The organism is Streptomyces sp. SUK 48, assembly GCF_009650765.1.
Classification (GTDB): domain Bacteria; phylum Actinomycetota; class Actinomycetes; order Streptomycetales; family Streptomycetaceae; genus Streptomyces.
Window position 1 is genome coordinate 4,582,423 of record NZ_CP045740.1, and the last position, 22,703, is coordinate 4,605,125.

Annotated in this window: 23 protein-coding genes and 1 pseudogene; 14 read left to right on the forward strand and 10 right to left on the reverse strand. The window is 72.3% G+C overall.

Going from position 1 to position 22,703, the window contains the following annotated elements; genetic code table 11:
* Nucleotides 1-44: 44 nt before the first annotated feature.
* From GHR20_RS20005 to GHR20_RS20030, 6 genes are read left to right on the forward strand one after another with little or no spacing between them, the layout of a single operon-like run.
* On the forward strand, nt 45-500 hold the full coding sequence (locus GHR20_RS20005) for a cupin domain-containing protein (protein ID WP_111583917.1): 456 nt from the start codon (nt 45-47) through the stop codon (nt 498-500).
* Nucleotides 497-1,756: a beta-ketoacyl-[acyl-carrier-protein] synthase family protein gene (locus tag GHR20_RS20010; RefSeq protein WP_153813958.1), complete on the forward strand. Its 1,260-nt coding sequence runs from the start codon at nt 497-499 to the stop codon at nt 1,754-1,756. Before GHR20_RS20005 ends, GHR20_RS20010 begins: the two co-directional genes overlap by 4 nt.
* A gap of 7 nt (nt 1,757-1,763) precedes the next feature.
* A complete protein-coding gene (locus GHR20_RS20015) occupies nt 1,764-3,008 on the forward strand; it encodes a ketosynthase chain-length factor (RefSeq protein WP_148025026.1) in 1,245 nt (414 codons plus the stop codon).
* 19 nt (nt 3,009-3,027) lie between these two features.
* On the forward strand, nt 3,028-3,282 hold the full coding sequence (locus tag GHR20_RS20020) for an acyl carrier protein (RefSeq protein ID WP_111583914.1): 255 nt from the start codon (nt 3,028-3,030) through the stop codon (nt 3,280-3,282).
* Between the two features lies 1 nt (nt 3,283).
* Nucleotides 3,284-3,763: an SRPBCC family protein gene (locus tag GHR20_RS20025; RefSeq protein ID WP_148025025.1), complete on the forward strand. Its 480-nt coding sequence runs from the start codon at nt 3,284-3,286 to the stop codon at nt 3,761-3,763.
* Nucleotides 3,764-3,793: 30 nt separating this feature from the next.
* A complete protein-coding gene (locus GHR20_RS20030) occupies nt 3,794-4,117 on the forward strand; it encodes a TcmI family type II polyketide cyclase (protein WP_153813959.1) in 324 nt (107 codons plus the stop codon).
* A gap of 88 nt (nt 4,118-4,205) precedes the next feature.
* Here the strand turns inward: GHR20_RS20030 and GHR20_RS20035 are convergent.
* Both GHR20_RS20035 and GHR20_RS20040 read right to left on the reverse strand, forming a co-directional pair.
* Nucleotides 4,206-5,269, reverse strand: a pseudogene (locus GHR20_RS20035) (methyltransferase).
* A 57-nt stretch (nt 5,270-5,326) separates the two neighbouring features.
* Nucleotides 5,327-6,427, reverse strand: a complete 1,101-nt coding sequence (locus tag GHR20_RS20040) for a right-handed parallel beta-helix repeat-containing protein (protein WP_153813961.1) — start codon at nt 6,425-6,427, stop codon at nt 5,327-5,329.
* A gap of 87 nt (nt 6,428-6,514) precedes the next feature.
* Between GHR20_RS20040 and GHR20_RS20045 the strand changes: the two genes are divergently transcribed.
* From GHR20_RS20045 to GHR20_RS20055, 3 genes are all read left to right on the forward strand, one after another.
* Nucleotides 6,515-7,180: a rhomboid-like protein gene (locus GHR20_RS20045; RefSeq protein ID WP_187279151.1), complete on the forward strand. Its 666-nt coding sequence runs from the start codon at nt 6,515-6,517 to the stop codon at nt 7,178-7,180.
* A gap of 10 nt (nt 7,181-7,190) precedes the next feature.
* Nucleotides 7,191-8,597: an FAD-binding oxidoreductase gene (locus tag GHR20_RS20050; protein WP_194858930.1), complete on the forward strand. Its 1,407-nt coding sequence runs from the start codon at nt 7,191-7,193 to the stop codon at nt 8,595-8,597.
* A 174-nt stretch (nt 8,598-8,771) separates the two neighbouring features.
* The gene (locus tag GHR20_RS20055) at nt 8,772-9,422 is read left to right on the forward strand and encodes a hypothetical protein (RefSeq protein ID WP_111583910.1); all 651 of its coding nucleotides are present in this window, start codon (nt 8,772-8,774) and stop codon (nt 9,420-9,422) included.
* A gap of 28 nt (nt 9,423-9,450) precedes the next feature.
* Here GHR20_RS20055 and GHR20_RS20060 read toward each other — a convergent pair whose 3' ends face one another.
* The gene (locus tag GHR20_RS20060; RefSeq protein ID WP_153813962.1) at nt 9,451-10,944 is read right to left on the reverse strand and encodes an MFS transporter; all 1,494 of its coding nucleotides are present in this window, start codon (nt 10,942-10,944) and stop codon (nt 9,451-9,453) included.
* Between the two features lie 182 nt (nt 10,945-11,126).
* Between GHR20_RS20060 and GHR20_RS20065 the strand changes: the two genes are divergently transcribed.
* Entirely contained in the window at nt 11,127-11,813 is a 687-nt protein-coding gene (locus GHR20_RS20065; RefSeq protein ID WP_153813963.1) for a pentapeptide repeat-containing protein, read from the forward strand.
* A gap of 44 nt (nt 11,814-11,857) precedes the next feature.
* Here GHR20_RS20065 and GHR20_RS20070 read toward each other — a convergent pair whose 3' ends face one another.
* Nucleotides 11,858-12,358: a hypothetical protein gene (locus tag GHR20_RS20070; RefSeq protein WP_153813964.1), complete on the reverse strand. Its 501-nt coding sequence runs from the start codon at nt 12,356-12,358 to the stop codon at nt 11,858-11,860.
* A gap of 183 nt (nt 12,359-12,541) precedes the next feature.
* On the opposite strand from GHR20_RS20070, the gene GHR20_RS20075 reads away from it, so the two are divergent.
* Nucleotides 12,542-13,933: a M1 family metallopeptidase gene (locus GHR20_RS20075; RefSeq protein ID WP_194858931.1), complete on the forward strand. Its 1,392-nt coding sequence runs from the start codon at nt 12,542-12,544 to the stop codon at nt 13,931-13,933.
* 93 nt (nt 13,934-14,026) lie between these two features.
* Here GHR20_RS20075 and GHR20_RS20080 read toward each other — a convergent pair whose 3' ends face one another.
* Nucleotides 14,027-14,602, reverse strand: a complete 576-nt coding sequence (locus GHR20_RS20080) for a TerD family protein (RefSeq protein ID WP_111583906.1) — start codon at nt 14,600-14,602, stop codon at nt 14,027-14,029.
* Between the two features lie 188 nt (nt 14,603-14,790).
* Between GHR20_RS20080 and arfB the strand changes: the two genes are divergently transcribed.
* Complete coding sequence (gene arfB, locus GHR20_RS20085; protein WP_111584040.1) at nt 14,791-15,219, forward strand: alternative ribosome rescue aminoacyl-tRNA hydrolase ArfB; 429 nt, start codon at nt 14,791-14,793, stop codon at nt 15,217-15,219.
* A gap of 19 nt (nt 15,220-15,238) precedes the next feature.
* Here arfB and GHR20_RS20090 read toward each other — a convergent pair whose 3' ends face one another.
* Both GHR20_RS20090 and GHR20_RS20095 read right to left on the reverse strand, forming a co-directional pair.
* The gene (locus GHR20_RS20090; RefSeq protein ID WP_153813965.1) at nt 15,239-15,712 is read right to left on the reverse strand and encodes a GNAT family N-acetyltransferase; all 474 of its coding nucleotides are present in this window, start codon (nt 15,710-15,712) and stop codon (nt 15,239-15,241) included.
* A 54-nt stretch (nt 15,713-15,766) separates the two neighbouring features.
* Nucleotides 15,767-16,339 (reverse strand): flavin reductase family protein, encoded by a 573-nt coding sequence (locus GHR20_RS20095; protein ID WP_111583904.1) that lies wholly within the window; start codon nt 16,337-16,339, stop codon nt 15,767-15,769.
* A gap of 304 nt (nt 16,340-16,643) precedes the next feature.
* Between GHR20_RS20095 and cdgB the strand changes: the two genes are divergently transcribed.
* Together cdgB and GHR20_RS20105 are read left to right on the forward strand one after the other, a co-directional pair.
* Nucleotides 16,644-18,296 carry a diguanylate cyclase CdgB gene (cdgB, locus tag GHR20_RS20100; protein ID WP_148025018.1) on the forward strand — a complete coding sequence of 551 codons (1,653 nt, stop codon included), beginning with the start codon at nt 16,644-16,646 and terminating at the stop codon, nt 18,294-18,296.
* 117 nt (nt 18,297-18,413) lie between these two features.
* Nucleotides 18,414-19,325 (forward strand): carbohydrate-binding protein, encoded by a 912-nt coding sequence (locus GHR20_RS20105; RefSeq protein ID WP_153813966.1) that lies wholly within the window; start codon nt 18,414-18,416, stop codon nt 19,323-19,325.
* A gap of 93 nt (nt 19,326-19,418) precedes the next feature.
* Here GHR20_RS20105 and GHR20_RS20110 read toward each other — a convergent pair whose 3' ends face one another.
* The 3 genes from GHR20_RS20110 to GHR20_RS20120 form a co-directional block, all read right to left on the reverse strand.
* Entirely contained in the window at nt 19,419-20,348 is a 930-nt protein-coding gene (locus GHR20_RS20110; RefSeq protein WP_153813967.1) for a 1-phosphofructokinase family hexose kinase, read from the reverse strand.
* Between the two features lie 108 nt (nt 20,349-20,456).
* A complete protein-coding gene (nagA, locus tag GHR20_RS20115; protein WP_194858932.1) occupies nt 20,457-21,620 on the reverse strand; it encodes an N-acetylglucosamine-6-phosphate deacetylase in 1,164 nt (387 codons plus the stop codon).
* Nucleotides 21,620-22,558: an ROK family protein gene (locus GHR20_RS20120; RefSeq protein ID WP_153813968.1), complete on the reverse strand. Its 939-nt coding sequence runs from the start codon at nt 22,556-22,558 to the stop codon at nt 21,620-21,622. The genes nagA and GHR20_RS20120 overlap by 1 nt, the downstream gene beginning before the upstream one ends.
* Nucleotides 22,559-22,703 lie beyond the last annotated feature (145 nt).

Here is a 22,703-nt window from a genome sequence, read left to right on the forward strand (position 1 = left end):
AGAGCCACACCCAGAAGCCCGATCACATCCACCGGAGGAACGTCGTGATCAAACCCCGTCCGAGAATCGTGGACCTCAGCGAGACCGAGCCCAACACGCGGCGCGGCGGAGATCTGCGCGCCATGCTCACCCCGGCCACGGTCGGTTCCACCAGCGGCTTCATGGGTGTGGCCATCGTGCAGCCCGGCGACCGCATCGGTGAGCACTACCACCCCTACTCCGAGGAGTTCGTCTACGTCGTCTGCGGCGAGCTGGAGGTCGACCTGGACGGCGAGCCGCACGTGCTGCGTCCGGAGCAGGGGCTGATGATCCCCATCGACATGCGCCACCGGTTCCGCAACGTCGGCACGGTGGAGGCCCGGATGGTCTTCCACCTCGGCCCGCTGGCGCCCCGCCCGCAGCTCGGGCACGTCGACACCGAGGAGACGTCCGTGATCGGGGCGGCCGCGGTGCTGACCGAGCCGGCCGGGGCGGGCGCCGACGGAGGGGTCAGGTCATGACCCGGCGCGTGGCGGTCACCGGCATAGGCATCGTCGCCCCGGGCGGCATCGGCGCCCCCGCGTTCTGGGATCTGCTCGCGCACGGCCGGACCGCGACGCGGGGCATCACCTTCTTCGACCCCTCCCAGCTGCGCTCGCGGATCGCCGCCGAGTGCGACTTCGACCCGGCGGCGCACGGCCTGGACGCCGAGCAGGCGGAACGGGCGGACCGCTACATCCAGTTCGCCCTGGTCGCGGGCGACGAGGCGGTCGCCGACTCCGGCCTCGACCTGGCGCGGGAGGACCCCTGGCGGATCGCGGTGTCGGTGGGCACCGCGGTCGGCGGCACCACCCGCCTGGAGAACGACTACGTGCTGGTCAGCCACGGCGGCGAGCGCTGGGACGTGGACCACGAGCGGGCGCGGCCCCAGCTGCACCGGGCGTTCTCCCCGAGCACCGCGGCCTCCGCGGTGGCGGAGCGATTCGGCGCCCAGGGTCCGGTGCAGACCGTCTCCACCGGCTGCACCTCGGGCCTGGACGCCGTCGGATACGCCTTCCACACCGTCCAGGAGGGCCGGGCCGACATCTGCATAGCCGGTGCGTCGGACTCGCCCATATCCCCCATCACCATGGCGTGCTTCGACGCGATCAAGGCCACGTCACCGAACAACGACGACCCCGCGCACGCCTCCAAGCCCTTCGACAACAACCGTGACGGCTTCGTCATGGGCGAGGGCGGCGCGGTGCTCGTCCTGGAGGAGCTGGAGCACGCACGGGCCCGCGGCGCGCACGTCTACTGCGAGCTGGGCGGCTACGCGACCTTCGGCAACGCCTACCACATGACCGGTCTGACCAAGGAGGGCCTGGAGATGGCGCGGGCCATCTCGACCGCCCTCGACCAGGCCCGGCTCGACCCCACGGCGATCGACTACGTCAACGCGCACGGCTCCGGCACCCGGCAGAACGACCGCCATGAGACGGCGGCCGTCAAGCGGGCGCTCGGGCAGCACGCGTACGACACCCCGATGAGCTCCATCAAATCCATGGTGGGCCACTCCCTCGGGGCGATCGGCGCCATCGAACTGGTCGCCTGCGTGCTGTCCCTGGCCGAGCAGGCCGTACCGCCGACCGCGAACTACGAGACCCCCGACCCCGAGTGCGACCTCGACTACGTGCCGCGTACCGCCCGCGAGCGGAAGCTGACCAGCGTGCTCTCCGTGGGCAGCGGGTTCGGCGGCTTCCAGTCCGCGGTGATCCTGACCCGGCCGAGGGAGTGAGGACGAGATGAGCGAACCCCAGGACCGGCGCGCGGCCGTCACCGGCATCGGCGTGGTCGCGCCCAACGGCATCAGCACCGACACCTTCTGGAAGTCCACCCACGAGGGACTCAGCGTCCTGGACCGGGTGACCCGCGAGGGGTGTGAGCGCCTGCCGCTGAAGGTGGCCGGCGAGGTCCGCGCCTTCGACGCGGCGGACACCATCGAGGAGCGCTTCCTCGTCCAGACCGACCGCTTCACCCACTACGCCATGGCCGCGGCCGACTTCGCGCTCACCGACGCCCGCCTCGGCCAGGCCGACACCGACCAGTCGCCGTACTCCATCGGCGTGGTCACCGCCGCGGGCTCCGGCGGCGGCGAGTTCGGCCAGCGCGAGCTCCAGCGGCTGTGGGGCAAGGGCAGCCGGTTCGTGGGGCCGTACCAGTCCATCGCCTGGTTCTACGCCGCGAGCACCGGCCAGGTCTCCATCCGCCGCGGCTTCAAGGGCCCCTGCTCGGTCGTCGCCTCCGACGAGGCCGGCGGTCTGGACGCCCTCGCGCACGCGGCCCGGGCGGTGCGGCGCGGCACCGACGCGATCGTGGCCGGCTCCACCGAGGCGCCGCTCGCGCCGTACTCGGTGGTCTGCCAGCTCGGCTACGAGGAGCTGAGCCGCGAGAGCGAACCGGGGCGCGCCTACCGGCCGTTCACGAAGGACGCGTGCGGTTTCGTGCCCGCCGAGGGCGGCGCGATGCTGGTGGTGGAGGCCGCCGGTGCCGCCCGGGCGCGCGGTGCCGACATCCGGGCCTTCGTCGCCGGGCACGCGGCCACCTTCACCGGCGCCTCCCGCTGGGCCGAGTCCCGCGCGGGTCTCGCCCAGGCCATCCGGCAGGCGCTGGCCGAGGCGGAGTGCGCGCCCGAGGAGGTCGACGTCGTCTTCGCCGACGCCCTCGGGGTGCCGGCGGCCGACCGGGCCGAGGCGCTGGCCATCGCCGACGCCCTCGGTGCCCACGGCACCCGGGTGCCGGTCACCGCGCCCAAGACCGGCACCGGCCGCGGCTACTGCGCGGCCCCCGTGCTGGACACCGCGGCGGCCGTGCTCGCGATGGAGCACGGACTGATCCCGCCGACCCCGAACGTCCACGACGTCTGCCACGACCTCGACCTCGTCACCGGCCGCGCCCGTGTCGCCCAACCGCGCACGGCGCTGGTCCTCAGCCGCGGCCTCATGGGGTCGAACTCGGCGCTGGTGCTGCGGCACCCCAGCGCGCGGTGAACAGCAAAGGAGGAGAGCAATGTCCAAGATCACCGTCGAAGAACTCGCAGCCCTCATGAAGAAGGCGGCCGGGGTCACCGTCAGCCCCGAGCAGCTCAACGACAAGCCGGACACCGGCTTCGACGTCCTCGGCGTCGACTCGCTCGGCCTGCTCGGCATCGTCGGCGAGCTGGAGAACGAGCACGGCACCCCGATGCCGGTGGACGCCGAGCGCTGCAAGACCCCGCAGCAGTTCCTCAACCTCGTCAACAACACGCTGATGGCAGGAGCCTGACATGGCAGGACACACCCAGAACGAGATCACCGTCGCGGCCCCGCTCGACCTGGTCTGGGACATGACCAACGACCTGGAGCGCTGGCCCCAGCTGTTCAGCGAGTACGCGGCCGTCGAGGTGCTCAAGCGGGAGGGCGAGAAGACCACCTTCCGGCTCACCATGCACCCGGACGAGAACGGCACCGTCTGGAGCTGGGTCTCCGAGCGCGAGCCCGACCGTGCCACCCGCACCGTCACGGCGCGCCGGGTGGAGACCGGTCCGTTCGCCCACATGGACATCCACTGGGCCTACGAGGAGGTCCCGGCCGGCACCCGCATGGTGTGGACGCAGGACTTCGCGATGAAGCCGGAGGCCCCGGTCGACGACGACTGGATGACCGACAACATCAACAAGAACTCCAAGGTCCAGATGGCCCTGATCCGCGACAAGATCGAGAAGGCCGCCGCCGGACACCGGCCCGCCCCGGCGCTCGCCGACTGAGCGCCACCGCACCGGAAGGGAGGCACCACCGTGCACCAGGCCCTGATCGTCGCCCGGATGGCCCCGGGCTCGGCCCCCGACATCGCGAAGGTCTTCGAGGAGTCCGACCGGGGGGAGCTGCCCCGCCTCGTGGGCGTCACCCGGCGCAGCCTCTTCCAGTTCGGCGATGTGTACATGCACCTCATCGAGTCCGAGCGCGAACCGGGCCCGGCCATCGCCAAGGTCACCGAACACCCCGAGTTCCGGGGCGTCAGCGAACGGCTGGAGGCATACGTCAGCGCGTACGACCCGGAGACCTGGCGCTCGCCCAAGGACGCGATGGCGCAACGCTTCTACCTCTGGGAGCGCTCCTGATACGCGCGTTCGCGGCACAGGAGAAGCCGGTCGCCGGGCCCGTGGTGCAACGGGCCCGGCGACCGGCGTTCTCGTACGGCGTCGCCGCTCAGGCACTCACCCGGCACTCGAACGCGTGCAGGTACGGGTTGACCGGCCGCACGGTGTCCACCGCGAGCCCGGCCGCGGTGAGCCGGCTCACCATGCTGTCGGTGGTGTGCTTGGCCCCGCCGACGTTGAGGAGCAGCAGCAGGTCCATCGCGGTGCTGAACCGCATCGACGGGGTGTCGTCGACCAGGTTCTCGATGACGATCACCCGGGCCCCGGGCCCGCCCGCCTGGACGACGTTGTGCAGCAGCCGGGCCGTGCTCTCGTCGTCCCACTCCAGGATGTTCTTGATGACGTAGACGTCGGCCTTGACCGGGATCGCCTCGCGGACGTCGCCCGGCACGATCTGCGCGCGGCCGGCCAGGTCGCCGCCCTCGCGCAGCCGCGGCAGCGCGTTCTCCACCACCCGGGGCAGGTCCAGCAGACTGCCGTGCATCTGCGGGTACTTGTCCAGCAGGCAGGCCACCACATGGCCCTGGCCGCCGCCGAGGTCGGCGACGGACGCGGACCCCGACAGGTCGAGCAGGGCCGCGACCTCCCGCGCCGACTGCTCGCTGGAGCGGGTCATGGCCTGGTTGAAGACGTCCGCGGACTGCGGCGCGTCCTCGTTCAGATAGGTGAAGAACTCCTTGCCGAACAGGCCCTCCACCACGTTGCGGCCGCTGCGCACCGCCTCGTCCAGCTTGGGCCAGGCGGCCCAGGTCCACGGCTCGGTGCACCACAGGGCGATCGCGCGCAGGCTGTTCGGGTCGTCCTCGCGCAGCAGCCGGGACATGTCGGTGTGCGCGAAGGTGCCGTCGGGCCGCTCGGTGAAGACGCCGTAGCAGGCCAGGGCCCGCAGCATGCGGCGCAGCGGCTTGGGTTCGGTGCGCACCTCGGCCGCGAGGGCCTCGGCGCTCAGCGGGGTGTCCCCGAGGGCGTCCGGCACGCCGAGGCGGGCGGCGGCCCGCACGGCGGCGGACAGGGCCGCCCCGAAGACGAGTTCGCGCAGCCGCATCGGCGGGGCGGGGCGGTCGGGGCCTGGGAGGTGTCCGGGTTCGGCGGTGCCGTCTCAGCGGTGGTCATCTGCCGCCTTCCTTCGTTCTCGGCGTGCGTCGGTCCAGCGGGTCGGGGGAGGGGCGGTCAGCACAGGCCGGCGGGCTTGGAGACCCGGCAGGCGTTGTGGTCGAAGGTGTTGCCGATGCCCTTGGTCTCGGTGTTGACCAGGTCCGCGGGGGCGTTGCGGGCCAGCGCGTTGCCGCTGATGCGGTTGTGGTCGTTGGTGACGCCCACGAAGCTCTTGAACAGCACGATGCCGCCCGACAGCGGGGAGCTGCCCGCGTTGTTGGTGACCCGGTTGCCGTCCACCACGGTCTTCTCGGCGCCGGTCAGCACGATGCCGGAGCCCTGGATGGCGGGCAGCCGGTCGGTCTTGGGGCAGGACTTGTTGTTCCCGGTGACGTCGTTGTAGGCGACCTCCAGGTCACCGGCCTTCGGCTTGTTCTCGTCGCCGACCACGAACACGCCGGCGCAGTTGCCCGCGATGTAGTTCTCGGCCACCGAGAGGTTGCGCAGCCGCCGCACGGTGACGCCGATGCGGTTGCCCTCCAGCCGGTTGTGGTCGATCACCGTCCGCCGGGTGTCGAGGGCGCCGGCCTCCTCGGTGATGGTGTTGGCGAGGAAGACCCCCGCGTCGCCGTTGCCCTGCGCGTAGTTGCCCATGATGTGCCCGTGCACGGACCGCTCCTGGGCGATGCCCCAGACGGCGTTCTTGACGGCCTGGACGCCCCGTACGGTCATGGTGTCGGTCGCCATGCCGAACACCCCGGCGCGGCTGAAGCCGGTCACCTTCAGGTCGGCGACGGTGACGCCCTCGACGTTCGTCGTCTTGGTGCCGATCACGCAGATGCCGTTGCCGCCCTCGGCACAGCTCTTGGTGGCCTTGGTGTTCTTGCCGGGGGCCGCGCCCGTCGTCTTCTTGGCGGGTTCGAGCACCGTGGCCGGGCCCAGCCCGCGTAGGGTGACCCGGGGCGTGCTGATGGTGACGCTCTCCTTGTAGGTGCCGGGGAGCACGAGCACGGTGTCGCCGGGCCGCGCGCTGTTCACGGCCTTCTGGATCGATTCACCCCGGTGGACCACGAGGGTCTGGTGGAGGGCGGCCGCGGGGGAGGCGCCCAGGCCGATTCCCGAACCGACGAGGGCCGCGACAGCACTCGCGGCGTAAGCGATGTGACATCTCTTCATACTGGGTACGTTATGACCGAATAATCCGTAGATGTGTGGATAGGCCAATCGGCGGCGTGTCCGGGCGCGGGGACGCATACTGGCGACGTGACCCGGGTCAACCCCCTCCGCCGTGGACTCGGGGCGGTCGCGGGCTATGTCCGCAGCGCCCCGGGCACCTACGTCTGGCTGGCGGTCCTGTTCGTCACCACCGTCGCGGTGCACCACATGTCGCCCGGGTTCGAGCAGCACTTCCTGCGCCGCAGGTCCACCAACATCCACGAGCTGTCCCGCACCCCGCTGCGGGTGCTGGTCACCAGCGCGATGTGGATCGACGGCGGCCGCTGGCTGCCGTACGCCTTCCTGTACACGGTCTTCCACGCCCCGGCCGAGCGCTGGCTCGGCACCGCCCGCTGGCTCGTGGTGTGCGCGGCGGCCCATGTGCTCGCGTCCCTGGTCAGCGAGGGGCTGCTGCTGAAGGCGATCCGGGACGGCATCGCGCCCCACGCGGCGGTCAACACCCTTGACATCGGCGTCAGTTACGCCCTGGCCGGCGTCGTCGGCGTGCTCACCTACCGCATCGCGGCCCCCTGGCGCTACGCCTACCTCGCCGTCGCCGCCCTCGTCTTCGCGCTGCCCCTGACCGAGACGCCCACTTTCACCGACACCGGACATTTCCTCGCGCTGCTGATCGGTCTGGCCTGCTATCCGCTGACCAGAGGCCGCGGAAAAGCATGGAATCCGAAGGAGACACTGACCGCGCTCAGGGGTTAGGTTCCCGGCCATGAGCAGCTCGGCGAGCAGGGTCGTGAACGGTGGCATCTCCTTCTGGTACGCGGACGGCGGCCTCCCGCCGGTACGCGAACCGCTGCCCGGCGACGCCGCGGCGGACGTCGTCATCGTCGGCGGCGGGTACACCGGCCTGTGGACCGCGTACTACCTGAAGAAGGCCGCGCCCTTCCTGCGGATCACCGTCCTGGAGCAGAAGTTCTGCGGATACGGCGCCTCCGGCCGCAACGGCGGCTGGCTGTACAACGGCGTCGCGGGCCGCGACCGCTACGCCAGGCTGCACGGCCGGGAGGCCGCGGTCCGCCTCCAGCAGGCGATGAACGACACCGTGGACGAGGTGATCGCGGTCGCCGGGGCCGAGGGCATCGACGCCGACCTGCACAAGGGCGGCGTCCTGGAGGTGGCCACCACCCCCGCGCAGCTGGCCCGGCTGCGGGCGTTCCATGAGCACGAGCTGTCGTACGGCGAGAAGGACCGGGAGCTGTACGGCGCCCGGGAGACGGCCGAGCGCATCCGGGTCGCGGACGCCGTCGGCTCCGCCTGGACCCCGCACGGCGCCCGGCTGAACCCGGCGAAGCTGGTGAAGGGCCTGGCGGCGGCGGTCGAGGCACTGGGCGTGGTGATCCACGAGATGACCCCGGTGACCGAGATCCGCCCCAAGCACGCCGTCACCCCCTACGGCACCGTCCGCGCCCCCTACGTGCTGCGCTGCACCGAGGGCTTCACCGCCTCCCTCAAGGGCCAGAAGCGGACCTGGCTGCCGATGAACTCCTCGATGATCGCCACCGAGCCGCTGACCGAGGACCAGTGGGCGGCGATCGGCTGGGCGGGCCGGGAGACGCTGGGCGACATGGCGCACGCCTACATGTACGCGCAGCGCACCGCCGACGGCCGGATCGCGCTCGGCGGGCGCGGGGTGCCGTACCGCTTCGGCTCGCGCACGGACAACGACGGGCGCACCCAGCGGGCGACCGTCGAGGCGCTGCGGGACATCCTGGTGCGCTTCTTCCCCTCCCTGGCCGGCGTCGCCGTCACCCACGCCTGGTCCGGCGTGCTCGGGGTGCCGCGCGACTGGTGCGCCACCGTCACCCTCGACCGCGCCACCGGCCTCGGCTGGGCGGGCGGTTACGTCGGCTCCGGCGTCGCCACCACCAACCTCGCCGCCCGCACCCTGCGCGACCTCGTCCAGCAGGACTCCGGGCAGGGGGGCCGCACCGAACTCACCGAACTGCCCTGGGTCGGCCACAAGGTGCGCAAGTGGGAGCCCGAGCCGCTGCGCTGGCTCGGCGTCCACGGCATGTACGCGACGTACCACACGGCCGACCACCGCGAGCGCCGCCACCCGGCGAGCGAGTCCTCGCGGCTGGCCAGGGTGGCGGACCGGGTGGCCGGACGGCACTGAGGCGCCGGGCGTTGGCCCCCGGACGAAAGCGGGACGGGACCATGACAAAAACGCGACCTGGGGCGGCCAGTATGATCACCGCCGCACATCAACCAGATGAACGACCGGGTCCGCTTTGCCACGGCAACCGTGCGGCGGGCCTGTCTTTCTTCTACGGGGAGAGGTTCTCTTTTCATGCGTATACGGGTCGCCACCAGCGTTCCTGCCGTCGCCGCGATGGCCGCCTGCGCCCTGCTGCTCACCGGGTGCAACGACGATTCCGGCTCGGGCGCCGACTCCGCGTCCTCGCCCACGCCGGCCGCGTCGGCCCCGGCCGGGGGCTCCTCCCCGGCGGCGTCGCCCTCGCGGTCGGCCGCCCAGGGCGGGGGCGCGGCCGGCGGCACCGCCGTGCCGGTGAACAAGAAGATCGACGACGACGTGATGGGCGAGAAGGCCACCGTCGTCAAGTACATCAAGGACTTCCAGCCGTCGGCGGCCGCGAAGGCCAAGTTCTCGGCGCTGGCGGACGAGAAGGTCGTCCTGGTCGACGTCACGGTCACCGCGAGCTCGAAGTACTACGACAGCTTCGGCGCCACGTCCTTCTACCTCACCGGCATGCCCAACGGCATCGACCAGGCGAGCACCACCATCCTCGACGACGAGATCAAGGCGGCCGGCTACCCGCCGCTGAAGGACGCCGAGACCGGCAAGACCTCGACCGGCTGGGTCGTCTTCACGCCCACCAAGGACGCCGGCAAGCTCGTGCTGCGCTACAAGCGCCTGGCGGCCAAGGCGTCCGACGGGACGAACATCACCGCGAAGAACTTCGACGTCCCGCTCGACTGACAGCCGCGGAACGGGGCGCGTCCCCGTCTCAGCCCACCTGCTCCCGCACCGCGCTGCCGGCCGGGGCGCCGTGCTTGGGGGCGGGCGCGGTCACCATCAGGCCCGCGGTCAGGGCGGAGACGAGCATGATCGCGGCGGCCCAGGCGATGGCCACGGTGTAGCCGTGCACGACGCCCGCCGGGACCGTGCCGGGCCGGTGCGGGCGGGCGGCGATGTAGGCGGCGGCGCTGGTGGTGGCGATCGTGTTCAGCAGCGCCGTACCGATCGAACCGCCGACCTGCTGGGCCGTGTTGACGGTCGCGGAGGTGATCCCGGCGTCGCGCGGCGCGACCCCCGCCGTCGCCGTCGCGAACACCGGCATGAAGGTCAGCCCGAGACCGAGCCCCAGCAGGATCAGGGAGGGCAGGATCTCCCCCGGGTAGGAGGAGTGCGGGGTCAGCCGGGTGAGCAGCAGCAGCCCGACCGCCGCCAGCAGCATGCCGGGCACCAGCAGCCGCCGCGGCGGCACATGGGGCAGCAGCCGCGCGGAGATCTGCGTGGACCCGGCGACGATCGCGGCGGTCATCGGCAGGAAGGCCAGGCCCGTGCGGACCGGCGAGTAGCCGAGGACGACCTGGAGGTAGTAGGTCATGAACAGGAACACCCCGAACATGCCGACCACCGCGAACGTCATCGTCAGCAGGCAGCCCGCCCGGTCCCGGCTGCGCAGGATGCGCAGCGGCAGCAGCGGGCTCGGCGCCCGCGCCTGCCACCACACGAACGCCGTGAGCAGCAGCACCCCGGCCGCCAGCAGCGCGAGCACCAGCGGGTCCGACCAGCCGCGCGGCTGGGCCTCGGCGAAGCCGTAGACGATCGCGACCAGGCCCCCGCAGCCCAGCAGCACGCCGGGCACGTCGAGCCGGACGTCCCGGTGGCCCGGCCGGTCGTGCAGCAGCGTGAACGCGCCGAAGACCGCGAGCGCCGCGATGGGCACGTTGACGTACAGGCACCAGCGCCAGGTCAGGTACTCGGTGAGCACCCCGCCGACGATCAGCCCGATCGCCGAACCGCTGCCCGCGAGCGCGCTGTAGACGCCGAACGCCTTGCCGCGCTCGCGGGGGTCGGTGAACATCGTGGTCAGCAGGGACAGCGCGGAGGGCGCGAGCAGGGCGGCGAAGACCCCTTGCAGCGCGCGGGCGCCGAAGAGCATCCCGGAGCCGGTCGCGGCGCCGCCGAGCGCGGAGGCGAGCGCGAAGCCGGCCAGGCCGGTCACGAAGGTGCGTTTTCGCCCCACCAGGTCGGCGATCCGGCCGCCCAGCAGGAGCAGCCCGCCGAAGGCGAGGGTGTACGCGGTGATCACCCATTGCCGGTTGCCGTCGGACATGTGCAGGGCGCGCTGCGCGGAGGGGAGCGCGATGTTCACGATCGTGGCGTCCAGGACCACCATCAGCTGGGCCAGGGCGATGACGACCAGCCCCCACCAGCGGTGCGGATCCGTGCTCTCCGCGGCGGCCCGGGACTCACCCGTTCGGCCGATGCTCATCTGGCCAGAACACCATGGATCGGGAGGGGCCGCATCTGGGTGACTTCGCCCTGATTCTCAGGGTTTTCTCAGGGTTCCGGTCCGGCCTTTCCGACGGAGTTCCGGTACGGCCTTTCCGGCGGCGCGGCGATCTTCCGGCGCCCGAGTCGCGCTTTCGGCGATTGTCAGTGGCGGGGTGCAGCATGGGACCCATGGCGAGGGGAACGACCGGCGGGAGCCGGGTGGGACGGGGCGCACGGCGCCCGGAGCTGCGACTGCCGCCGCTGGTGCCGTGGGCCGGCGACGGACTGGAACCCGACGGGGACTACGACGGGCTGGAGTTCGCGGACGCGGACCTCAGGGAGCAGGACGCGGCGGGCGCCCGGTTCATGGACTGCGCGCTGCGCGGCTGCGCGATCGACGGCACCAAGCTGCGGCACGCCCGCGTGCTGGACACCGCGCTCACCGCTCCGCGCGGGGTCGGCACGGATCTGTCCGAGGCCACCCTGCGCGATGTCGAACTGACCGAGCCGCGTCTCGGCGGCACCCAGTTGCACGGCGCCGTGCTGGAGCGGGTCGTGGTGCGCGGCGGCAAGATCGACTATCTGAATCTGCGCATGGCCCGGCTGCGGGACGTGGTCTTCGAGTCCTGCGTCCTGGTCGAGCCGGACTTCGGCAGCGCGCGCCTGGAGCGGGTGGAGTTCGTGGACTGCGCACTGAAGGGGGCGGACTTCACCGGGGCCACGCTGAAGGACGTCGATCTGCGCGGCGCCGCCCCGCTGGAGATCGCCCGGGGCCTCGACCGGCTGTCCGGCGCGGTGATCGGCACCGGCCAGCTGCTCGACCTGGCACCGGCGCTGGCGGCCGCGCTCGGGATACGCGTGGAGTAGCGGAACAGCGGAACAGGGGGCGCGGGCGGGAGCGGGCGGGGCCCTTACGCGACGCGGGGGAAGCGGGCCTGGAGGGTCCAGATCGCCGGGTTCTCGCCCAGGTCCTCGTGCAGGTCGACGAGGTCGGCGACCAGGTCCTGGAGGAAGTCCCGTGCCTCGCGGCGCAGTTCGGCGTGCGCGAAGGAGAGCGGGGCCTCGTCCAGCGGCTGCCAGTCGGCCGTGATGTCGACCCAGCCGAAGCGGCGCTCGAACAGCATCCGGTCGCTGGACTCGGTGAAGTCCAGCTCCGCCCGCTGCGGCCGGGCGGCGCGGGAACCCATCGGATCCCGGTCCAGCCGCTCCACGATGTCGCACAGCGCCCACGCGAAGTCCAGTACCGGCACCCATCCCCAGGCTGTGGACAGCTCCCGGTCCGACGCGGTGTCCGCGAGGTACACGTCCCCGCAGAACAGATCGTGCCGCAGCGCGCGGACGTCCGCGCGGCGGTAGTCGGTCTGCGGGGGGTCCGGGAACCGGTTGGAGAGGGCGTAGCCGATATCGAGCACGGACCGATGGTGTCACGGTGGCGCGGGGACGCCGGGGCCGGTGCCGGTCCGCGGGCGCCGCCCTTCCTGTGAGCGGGCTGTGTCCGGGCGCTGTTTCCGCAGGCGGACGGCTTTCCCGGCGTGATCGACCCGCCCCAGGAGACATCTCCCCCCGGTGATCCGCTTCCGCCTAAGATCGCTGACATGTCCAGATCCGTACGCCTGGTACCGGCCGCCTCGGTCGCGTTGGCGCTCGTTCTCGCCGGCACCGGGTGCGGGGGCGGGGTGCGCGGCACGCCGGGGGGCCCGGGCGTGCGGGACCCGTACTTCCCGAAGGCGGGCAACGGCGGGTACGACGTCGGCCACTACGCCCTCACCCTGGACTACACCCCGGCCACCCACCGCCTCGTCGGTACGGCCGTCATCACGGCGCGCGCCACCAAGAACCTGTCCGCGTTCGACCTCGACCTCGCCGGGCTGCACGTGGACTCGGTCGACGTCGACGGCAAGGACGCCCGCTACAACCGGGCCGGGCAGGAACTCACCGTCCGCCCGCACGACGATCTGCGCGGGGGCCGCGCCTTCCGTACGACCGTCCGCTACTCCGGCGTCCCCGGCACCCTCACCGACCCCGACGGCTCCGAAGAGGGCTGGCTGCGCACGGCGGACGGCGCGCTCGGGCTCGGCGAGCCGGTCGGGTCCATGGCGTGGTTCCCCGGCAACGACCACCCGTCCGACAAGGCCACCTACGACATCACCGTCACCGTCCCGCAGGGCCTCCAGGCGGTGTCCAACGGCGAGTTGGCGGACCAGTCCACCCGCGCGGGGCGCACCTCCTACCACTGGCACACCGCCCAGCCCATGGCCAGCTACGTCGCCACCGTCGCGATCGGCCACTTCGACATCACCCGGTCCAAGGGGCCCGGCGGGCTGCCCGTGCTCACCGCGGTCGACCCGACGCAGGCCGGGTCGAGCGCGGCGGTCCTCGCGAAGCTCCCCGAGGTCGTCAAGTGGGAGGAAAACACGTTCGGGCCGTACCCCTTCTCCTCCGTCGGCGCCATCGTCGACCGGCCGGACGACGCGGGGTACGCGCTGGAGACCCAGAACCGGCCGGTCTTCCCCGGCGCCCCCGAGCTGACCACCCTCGTCCACGAGCTCGCCCACCAGTGGTACGGCGACTGCGTCACGCCCAAGTCCTGGCGGGACATGTGGCTCAACGAGGGGTTCGCCACGTACGCGCAGTGGCTGTGGGACGAGGACCACGGCGGGGACTCGGCCGAGAAGACCTTCCAGTACTACTACGACGAGCACGACAGCGCCCTGTGGGCCTTCCCGCCCGCGACCCCCTCCGGCGCGGCCCACATCTCCGCCTCGCCGGTCTACGAGCGCGGCGCGATGGTCCTCCACAAGATCCGGCAGAAGGTCGGCGACAAGGCGTTCTTCGCCCTCCTGCGCGCCTGGCCGGCCTCGCACCGGTACGGCAACGCGAGCACCGCGGACTTCACGGCGTGGGTCGAACACCGCTTCCCGGACCAGGACTTCGGGGAGATCTGGAAGGACTGGCTCTACGGAGAGGGCAAACCGGCACATCCGTGAGGTGCGGCGGGCGCGGGTGCGTGGTCCGTGCCCGTGCGGGGTCTCCGCCCCTCCCCGGGCCCTCGGCCGAGGAGGAGCGGATACGGCGGTCCGTCAGACGTTCACGCCGAAGTCCTGGGCGATGCCGACCAGGCCGGAGGCGTAGCCCTGGCCCACCGCGCGGAACTTCCACTCCGCGCCGTTGCGGTACAGCTCGCCGAAGACCATGGCGGTCTCGGTGGCGGCGTCCTCGGACAGGTCGTAGCGGGCGATCTCCGCGCCGCCGGCCTGGTTGACGATGCGGATGTAGGCGTTGCGTACCTGGCCGAAGTTCTGGCCGCGGTTCTCCGCGTCGTAGATGGAGACCGGGAAGACGATCTTGTCGATGTCGGCCGGGAGGCCGGCCAGGTTGACGTTGATCGACTCGTCGTCGCCCGCGCCCTCGCCCGTGCGGTTGTCACCGGTGTGCACGATGGTGCTGTCCGGGGTCTGCTTGTTGTTGAAGAAGACGAAGTGGGCGTCCGAGTAGACCTTGCCCTCCGCGTTGACCGCGATGGCGGAGGCGTCCAGGTCGAAGTCCGTGCCCGTGGTGGTGCGGACGTCCCAGCCGAGGCCCACGGTGACGGCCGTCAGGCCCGGAGCCTCCTTGGAGAGCGAGACGTTGCCACCCTTGGACAGGCTTACAGCCATGTTGGGAGTCCCTTCCTAGTTTTCCTGTGCGTGCCGACGAAGCTACCGTCACCCGGGACAACGTCGAGGGGGGTGCCCATGGTTCCGCACCCCTTTACCTTTTTTACCCGCTCTTCCCCGCCCGGCCGGCCGCGCGGTTCGGGAAATCCGGGTGACGTGGACGGCCCCGGACCGGGAACATGGAGGGCATGTCCGGTCCTCACGTCATCCGCGGCTCCGTCTCGCTCCCCGAGGCCGAGCTGATGTGGCGTTTCTCCAGGTCGTCCGGCCCGGGCGGCCAGCATGTCAACACCAGCGACTCCCAGGTGGAGCTGCGCTTCGACCTCGCCGCCACCGACGCGCTGCCGCCGGTGTGGAAGGAGCGAGCGCTGGAGCGGCTGGCCGCCCGGCTCGTCGACGGCGTGGTGACCGTGCGGGCGTCCGAGCACCGCTCCCAGTGGCGCAACCGCGAGACCGCCGCCGTACGCCTCGCGGCCCTCCTCGCGGAGGCCAGCGCGCCCCCGCCCAAGCCGCGCAGGCCCACCCGGATTCCGCGCGGCATCAACGAGCGCCGGCTGCGGGAGAAGAAGCAGCGCGCCGATACCAAGCGGGGCCGTTCGGGGCGCGACTGGGGGTAGCGGCCGCGCCGGTGCGGCCTCAGGCGGCCGCGTCCCCCAGCGCCAGCACCCCCACCGTCTGGTCCCCGCTCGTCTCCCCGGTCTTTTGAAAGCCCAGCCGGAGATAGAACTCCTCGGGACCGTCCGCCCCCGGGTGCCAGGTGACGTACAGTTCGGAGCCGCCCCGGCGCCGGATCTCCGCGGCCACCGAGGCGACCGCGAAACGCCCGTGGCCGCGGCCCTGCTCGTCCGCCGCGATGTTCAGCCGCCACAGCCCCGACCGGCGGACGCTTCCGTCGCCGTACCAGTCGATGTCGAGGAAGGCCATCAGGAACCCGACCGGCCGCGCGCCGTCGAGGATCAGCCGCGGCCAGGCCACACCCGGGGGGTGCGCGTACGCCTCGGCGAGGGAGCGTTCCACCGGCTCGACCGCGTGTTCCTGGCCGGGCCGGACGCGAATGCCGATCGCCGCCTCGAAATTGCGGGGCGTGATCTCTTCCAGGTGCCGTGTCATCCGCGCACCTTAGGCGGCGAATTCACCGCGCCACCAAGGAAATAAAAGGGAGGCTCAGCCCAACTGCCGGTAACGGCCCCGGAAATACGCCAGCGGGCCGCCCTCCGCGCTCGGCACCCGGGCCGTGAGCACCCGTCCGACGACCAGGGTGTGATCGCCCGCCGGCACCCGCTGCTCCGTGCGGCACTCCAGCGTCGCGAGCGCGCCGCCGACCAGCGGGGCGTGCGTGACCTCGCCGCGGGTGTACGCGATGTCCTCGAACAGGAGCCGGTCGCTGATGCGGCCCTTCATGGCGAAGCGGCCCGCGATGTGCCGCTGGCTCTCGGCGAGCACCGACACCGCCCACAGCGGCTGTTCGGCGAGCAGGTCGTCCATGCGCGAGCCCTCGCGCAGGCTGACCAGCACCAGCGGCGGATCGAGGGAGACCGACAGGAAGGCCGTGGCCGTCATGCCGACGTCCTCCACGCCCGGGGCGTCCGGATCGTCGGGGTCGAGCGGCGGTTCCTGCGCGGTGACCAGGACCACGCCCGCGGTCAGCCGGGACATCGCGGCCCGGAACTCGTCGTTGCTCACCCCCTCAGCATGCCCGGAAGCGGCGAGGGCGGTGGGGGAAGGCGTCTTCAGCACGCCGGAAACGCTAGTCTGCGCTCTACTCCCGTCGCATCGGGCCTCCGCCCGAGCCGGGACCTAGGACCAGCGGCGGAGGGAAACCGGAAAGCAGGCATTCGGTGAACGCTTGGAAAACGCCGAAACTCCGCCCAATTGTTCACGTTTTGCTGTGACTTGAGTCACAAGGGGCAGGAATTGTTGACCCTGTGTACCGGGTGAGCAGCGCGCTGTGATTCAGTGGCGGTGAAACTGCTGGAGCAACCACGAGGCGCCGAAGACGACGACCCTTGATTCGCTGCGAGGTCTCGGGGGGAGGGCGAGCATGGAGACCGAGTCGGAGCCGTATGTCCGTCTTGCGTCCCTGCGGCAGCTGCACCAGGTCATGGCGGACATGAACACGGCGCGCAGCCTGGCGGACACCCTGCAGACCGTCGCCGACGGCGTGGTCAACGCCCTCGGGTACGAGATGGCGGGCGTGAACCTCGTACGGCCCGACGGCGATCTCGTCGTCGCCGCCTTCTCCGGCAACTCCGCCGCCGAGGCCCTGATCACCGGCCGGGTGGGCTCCCGCGAGGCATGGGACCGGCGGCTGGGCATGGGGGAGCGCTGGGGGGACCTCGTCTTCATACCGCACACCGAGGGCTGGGTGCTGGACGACGACGATGTGCCCCAGTGGTTCACGGACGGTCCCGCGCCCCGCTTCGAGGACGAGTGGCACCCCTCCGACCGCCTCTTCGCCCCCATGTACACACCGGGCGCCCCGGGCGGCTCCTGCGGTGAGCTGCTCGGCGTCATATCCGTCGACCGCCCGCGCAACGGCCGGCTGCCCGGCGCCTGGGGCCGCGAGGCCCTCCAGATGTACGCCTTCCAGGCCGCCATCGCGATCAGCAACGCCCGGCTGCGCTCGAACATGCAGCGCGCCCTGGTCCGGCTGGAGCGCGAGCAGCAGGCGCTGCGGGCCAGCGAGGAGAGCTTCCGGCAGGCGTTCGAGTACGCGCCGTCCGGCATGGCCATCGCCGAGATGGGCGGCGAGCAGCACGGCCGCATCCTGCGCACCAACGACGCCCTGTGCCGGCTGCTCGGCCGTCCGGCCTCCGCGATGCGCCGCTACGCCTTCTCCGACCTCGTGCACCCCGAGGACATCGGAACCCTGCTGCGCACCTCGGCGGAGGGCGGGCGCGCCGAGCTGCGCCTCGGCCGCCGCGACGGCAGCTATGTCTGGGTGTCGCTGCGCAACAGCGTCGTCGCGGACGCCGCCGACGGGCCCCGCTTCCTGCTCACCCACGTCGAGGACATCGAGGAGCGCAAGCGCCGCGAGCTTCAGCTCGCCCACCGCGCCTCGCACGACTCGCTGACCGGCCTGCCGAACTCCGCCGAGCTGCGCTCACGGCTCGCCGCCCGGCTCTGCCGCCGCCCGGCGCACGCCCTGGAGTCGCTGGACGCGGCCTACGGCCACCACCCCGCCTTCGACGGCCCCGGCGGGCACGGCTTCGACTTCGCGCCGGGCACGGAGTCGTACGACGGCTACGACCACCATGTGCACACCGTCGCCCCCGAGGGCGAGCAGGACGACGGCACCAAGGGGCTCGCGGTGCTCTTCTGCGACCTGGACGGCTTCAAGTCGATCAACGACCGGTTCGGGCACAACGCGGGCGACGCCGTGCTGATCGAGGTCGCCCGGCGGCTGTCCCAGGGGGTGCGCGACGGTGACACGGTGGCCCGGCTCGGCGGCGACGAGTTCGTGATCCTCGCCGACGGGCTCGGCCGCGCGGACGCCCAGGACCTCGCGGTCCGGCTGCGCAACGAGATCATCCAGCCGATCCGGGCCGAGGGCCGGGCGGTCCGGGTGGGGGCGAGCTTCGGCATCGGATGGGCACACTGCGGGACGACGGCCGACGAAGTGCTGAAGTCCGCCGACGAGCGGATGTACGTAGAGAAACGATCTCGTCCCAAACAACATCGCCGCGCGGGATGAGTCCCAGGTCAGCGAGTTGATGCGGTCTGCGTCACCTGTTTGGCCTAAGCGGAACGGGTAGGCTCGCCTTTCCAGCCATGACCGTATCCGTCCGCACCTGTTGAGGAGTACCTAGGGATGACGCCCGGCGACAACGGCGCGAGCACGCCCGAGGAAGACGACCCGTTCGGCTATCTGTACGCGGACGGCCAGGCCAGGGGAGCGCAGCCGCCGTCCGGCGGGTACGGCTACCCGAACTCGGTGAGCAGGGTGCGCGCGGTCGGCGAGCGTCAGTACGGCCAGCAGCAGGCGCCCTACGCCCCGCAGCAGGGTGCCTACGGGCAGCCGAACGCGCACTACCAGGCGCCGGAGACGCTCCCCGGCGGCGCCCCGCCCGCAGGCCACGCCCCCGCGCCCGGCCCCGGCCGCCGCGGCCCCAACACCAAGGGCCTGCTGATCGGCGCGATCGCGGTGGTCGCCGCGGTGGTCATCGGCATCGGCGTCGCCATGCTCAACGGCAACTCCGACGACAAGTCCGACCACCAGGCCGGCACCACCCCGACCCACTCCCAGTCCACGGACCCGACCCCGACGAGCAGCGGCTCGACGGGCGGCGCCCTGCCGAAGGCCGATGCCGTGGACGGCTCGGTGCAGCTGTCGGGCGGCGCGGCGCCGGCCACGGACGTCAAGGGCTCGCGGGCCGCGGGCGGCAAGTACGTGGGCGGCCTGAACCAGGTCGGCGCCTCCGCCACCTGGAGCGTGGACATCCCCTCGGACGGCGACTACACCCTCTTCACCGGGTACAGCGCGGCCGGCGACGACCAGTCGATGACGGTCACCATCAATGGCAAGGCGTACGGCAGCAAGCTCGGGCTGAAGAACTGGCGGCACGCCGCCGACAACGACTTCGCCCAGGGCTGGACCCGCTCCTACGTGTGGCCCGCGCTCAAGAAGGGCAACAACACCATCTCGATCTCCTGCCAGCCGGGCGACAAGTGCAACGTCCTGCTGGACCAGCTGTGGATCAAGGCGGGCCGGGTCACCAGCTGAGCCGTCCGCGAGGAAACGGTGCCACCGGTCGTCGGACGGCCGGTGGCATTCCGCTGTCCGGGCCCGTCGCCCGGGGCGCCGGAGCACCGCGCGTCACGCCACGCCGGCCTGGCCCGTGACCGTGACCCGGCCCAGCAGCTCCTCGTACGTCCGCCGGTCGAACTCGCCCGCCGCGGGTGCCCGGACGGTGGCGGCCGACAGGGCGATGGCGTGGGCGAGGCGGGTCGGCCAGGGGAGGCGGGTCACCAGGCCGGACAGGAGCGCGGCGACCGCCGAGTCGCCCGCGCCGGTCGGGTTGCCGTGCACCCGGCCCGGCGGGGTGGCGCGCCAGCGGCCCTCGGGGGTCGTGGCCAGGAGGCCGTTCGGGCCCAGGGAGGCGATGACCGTGCGGGCGCCGCGGCGGCGGGCGTCCTCGGTGGCGCGCAAGGGGTCGTGGGAGCCGGTGAGCTCGGCCAGTTCGTCGGCGTTCGGCTTGATGAGGTCGGGGCGCGCCGCCACCCCGCGGCGCAGCGGCTCGCCGCTGGTGTCCAGCAGAACCGGTACGCCCAGGGAGCGCGCGGTGCGTATCAGGCCCGCGTACGCCCCCACCGGAACCCCCGGCGGCAGGCTGCCGCACAGGGCCACCGCCGAGGCGCCGGAGAGCAGCTCCGCGTAGCGGTCCAGGAACGCGGCCCACTCCGCGGGCGCGATCTGCGGGCCCGGCTCGTTCAACTGCGTCGTGTCGCCGGAGAGTTCGTCCACGACCGCGATCGTGCGCCGGGTCGCCCCCGCCACCGGCACCAGCGCGTCCGCCGGCCCCCCGGTCCCGGCGAGCCCGTCCCGCACCGCCCGGCCCGTGGAACCGCCCGCGAACCCGGTGACCGTCACCTCGTGCCCGAGCGCGGCGAGCACCCGGGCCACGTTCACGCCCTTGCCGCCCGGCCGCTCGATGACCTCCGAGATCCGGTGCGAGGCGTGCGGACGCAGTGACCGCACCCGATAGGTGATGTCGAGAGCGGTGTTCAGTGTGACCGTGAGGATCACCCGGGCTGCCTCCCTCGAAGCCGTCGTTCCGGGGCCCCGATCATGCCAAAGACACGGGGGCCGACCCAGATGCGGGTCGGCCCCCGTCGCGGGGAAAAGCCGGGCGTATCAGCCCAGTTGCGGAGCGACCACCCACGCACCGCGCCGCATGACGCCCTTCACGTCGAAGTCCGCGTCCAGCAGCACCAGGTCCGCGTCCTTGCCGGGCTCCAGCGAGCCGACCCGCTCGGAGAGGCCCAGCAGCCGGGCCGGGTTGGCGGACAGCGCCTTGACCGCGTCCTCGACCGGCAGCCGGTCCACGGTCACCGCCCGCTTGAACGCGCGGTCCAGCGTCAGCGTGGAGCCCGCGATCGAACCGCCCTCCACCAGCCGGGCCACCCCCTCGCTGACCTCCACCTCCAGCGGGCCCAGCATGTAGCGGCCGTCGCCGGACCCGGCCGCGTCCATCGCGTCGGTGATGAACGCCACCCGGTCCGGGCCCGCGTGATGGAACGCCAGCTCCAGGGCGGCCGGGTGCAGATGCGTGCCGTCGTTGATCAGCTCGACCGTCACCCGCTCGTCCTCCAGGAGGGCGGCGACCGGGCCCGGGGTGCGGTGGCCGAGGGCGGGCATCGCGTTGAACAGGTGCGTGGCGACCGTGGCGCCCGCCTCGATGGCGTCCACCGTCTGCTCGTACGTCGCGTCCGTGTGCCCGATCGCCGCGATCACCCCGTGCTCGGCGAGCAGCCGTACCGAGTCGATGCCGCCCGGCAGTTCGGCGGCGAGGGTGAGCATCCGGGCCTGCCCGCGCGCCGCGTCGATCAGCTTGCGCACCTCGGCCGGCTCCGGGTCGCGCAGCAGCGCCTCGGAGTGGGCGCCCTTGCGGCACGGCGAGATGAACGGCCCCTCGAAGTGGATGCCCGCGATGTCGCCCTGCTCGGCCAGCTCGCTGAGCAGCCCGGCCTGGCGGACCAGCAGGTCCATCTCGTCGGTCACGGTGGAGGCGACCAGGGTGGTGGTGCCGTGCGCGCGGTGGGTGCGGATCGCGGTGAGGATCTGCTCGGCGGTGCCGGAGAAGGAGGCACCGCCGCCGCCGTGGTTGTGGAGGTCGACGAAGCCGGGGACCAGCCAGTGGCCGGACACGTCGAGGACCGGGGCGCCGGCCGGGGGCGTGCCGGTGATCCGCTCGCCGTCGACGGCCACGGTGCCGTTCTTCACCGTGCCCGTGGGAAGCACCACGTTCGCGCCGGAGAGCACCCGCGGGTTCGTCGCGGCTCCTCTTGGACTGGCCATCAGGTGTCTACCTCCGGAGTAGGAGTGGTCGTCAGCAGATCCCGCGCGAGCAGGCCCGCGCCCAGGCAGCCGGCGGTGTCGCCGAGGGCGGCGGGGACGATGGACGGCAGTTTCTGGAAGGTGACCCGGCGCCGGACGGCGTCCCGCAGCGGCTGGAACAACACTTCCCCCGCCTCGGCGAGACCGCCACCGATGATCAGCGTGCGCGGGTCCAGCAGGGTGAGCGCGGTGACCAGGCCGTCGGCGAGCGCGTCCACCGCCTCCTGCCAGACCTTTTGGGCGTCCGGGTCGCCCGCCGCGACGGCCCGCGCGCAGTCGGCCGCGTCCGCGTCCGGGCCGCCGCCGGCCGCCGCCCATGCCTCGCTGACGGCGGCCGCGGAGGCGTACCGCTCCAGGCAGCCGCGCTGTCCGCAGGGGCAGAGGGTGCCCCCGGGCCGTACGACGACATGGCCGATCTCGCCCGCGAAGCCGTGCGCCCCGGACTCCACCCGGCCGTCGATCCCGATCGCGCCCGCGATGCCGGTGCCGAGCGGCACGAAGAGAAAGCGGTCGGCGCCCCGGCCCGCGCCGATCCGGCCCTCGGCGAGCCCGCCGGTGCGCACGTCGTGGCCGAGCGCGACGGGCACCCCGAGCCGCTGCGCGAGCAGCTCGCGCAGCGGTACGTCCTTCCAGCCGAGGTTGGCGGCGTAGACGGCGGTGCCGTGCTCCTCGTCGACGATGCCGGGCACCGCTATGCCGGCGGCGGCCGGCGGGCCGTGGTGCTCGGTGCCGTACGCGTACAGCTCGGCGGCGAAGTCGAGGATGCCCGCGACCACCGCGTCGGGGCCGCGTTCGCGGCCGGTGGCGCGGCGGGCGCGGTGCAGGAGGGCGCCGTCGTCCCCGACGAGGGCGGCCTTCATCCCGGTACCGCCCACGTCCAGGGCGATGACATGTCTCACGGGGACAGTGTGGCCCGCTGACCCACGAGAGGTCTAGTCCACTCGCGTGGTGTAGACCTTAGGCGTTCATCTGATTTTTGTTCGGACAGCGGGGTTGGGGTTTTGACGGTGCGTCGGCGTACAGCAGGAATGATCGCGACGGTGT

Bases quoted from the DNA above. Each gene is read 5' to 3' on its own strand.
- GHR20_RS20020 (WP_111583914.1), top strand. From the start codon at position 3,028: ATGTCCAAGATCACCGTCGAAGAACTCGCAGCCCTCATGAAGAAGGCG.
- GHR20_RS20060 (WP_153813962.1), bottom strand. From the start codon at position 10,944: ATGAGCATCGGCCGAACGGGTGAGTCCCGGGCCGCCGCGGAGAGCACG.
- GHR20_RS20090 (WP_153813965.1), bottom strand. From the start codon at position 15,712: ATGACACGGCACCTGGAAGAGATCACGCCCCGCAATTTCGAGGCGGCG.
- GHR20_RS20065 (WP_153813963.1), top strand. From the start codon at position 11,127: ATGGGACCCATGGCGAGGGGAACGACCGGCGGGAGCCGGGTGGGACGG.
- cdgB (WP_148025018.1), top strand. From the start codon at position 16,644: ATGGAGACCGAGTCGGAGCCGTATGTCCGTCTTGCGTCCCTGCGGCAG.
- GHR20_RS20055 (WP_111583910.1), top strand. From the start codon at position 8,772: ATGCGTATACGGGTCGCCACCAGCGTTCCTGCCGTCGCCGCGATGGCC.
- GHR20_RS20040 (WP_153813961.1), bottom strand. From the start codon at position 6,427: ATGAAGAGATGTCACATCGCTTACGCCGCGAGTGCTGTCGCGGCCCTC.
- GHR20_RS20075 (WP_194858931.1), top strand. From the start codon at position 12,542: ATGTCCAGATCCGTACGCCTGGTACCGGCCGCCTCGGTCGCGTTGGCG.
- GHR20_RS20105 (WP_153813966.1), top strand. From the start codon at position 18,414: ATGACGCCCGGCGACAACGGCGCGAGCACGCCCGAGGAAGACGACCCG.
- GHR20_RS20050 (WP_194858930.1), top strand. From the start codon at position 7,191: ATGAGCAGCTCGGCGAGCAGGGTCGTGAACGGTGGCATCTCCTTCTGG.
- arfB (WP_111584040.1), top strand. From the start codon at position 14,791: ATGTCCGGTCCTCACGTCATCCGCGGCTCCGTCTCGCTCCCCGAGGCC.
- GHR20_RS20080 (WP_111583906.1), bottom strand. From the start codon at position 14,602: ATGGCTGTAAGCCTGTCCAAGGGTGGCAACGTCTCGCTCTCCAAGGAG.
- GHR20_RS20010 (WP_153813958.1), top strand. From the start codon at position 497: ATGACCCGGCGCGTGGCGGTCACCGGCATAGGCATCGTCGCCCCGGGC.
- GHR20_RS20015 (WP_148025026.1), top strand. From the start codon at position 1,764: ATGAGCGAACCCCAGGACCGGCGCGCGGCCGTCACCGGCATCGGCGTG.
- nagA (WP_194858932.1), bottom strand. From the start codon at position 21,620: ATGGCCAGTCCAAGAGGAGCCGCGACGAACCCGCGGGTGCTCTCCGGC.
- GHR20_RS20025 (WP_148025025.1), top strand. From the start codon at position 3,284: ATGGCAGGACACACCCAGAACGAGATCACCGTCGCGGCCCCGCTCGAC.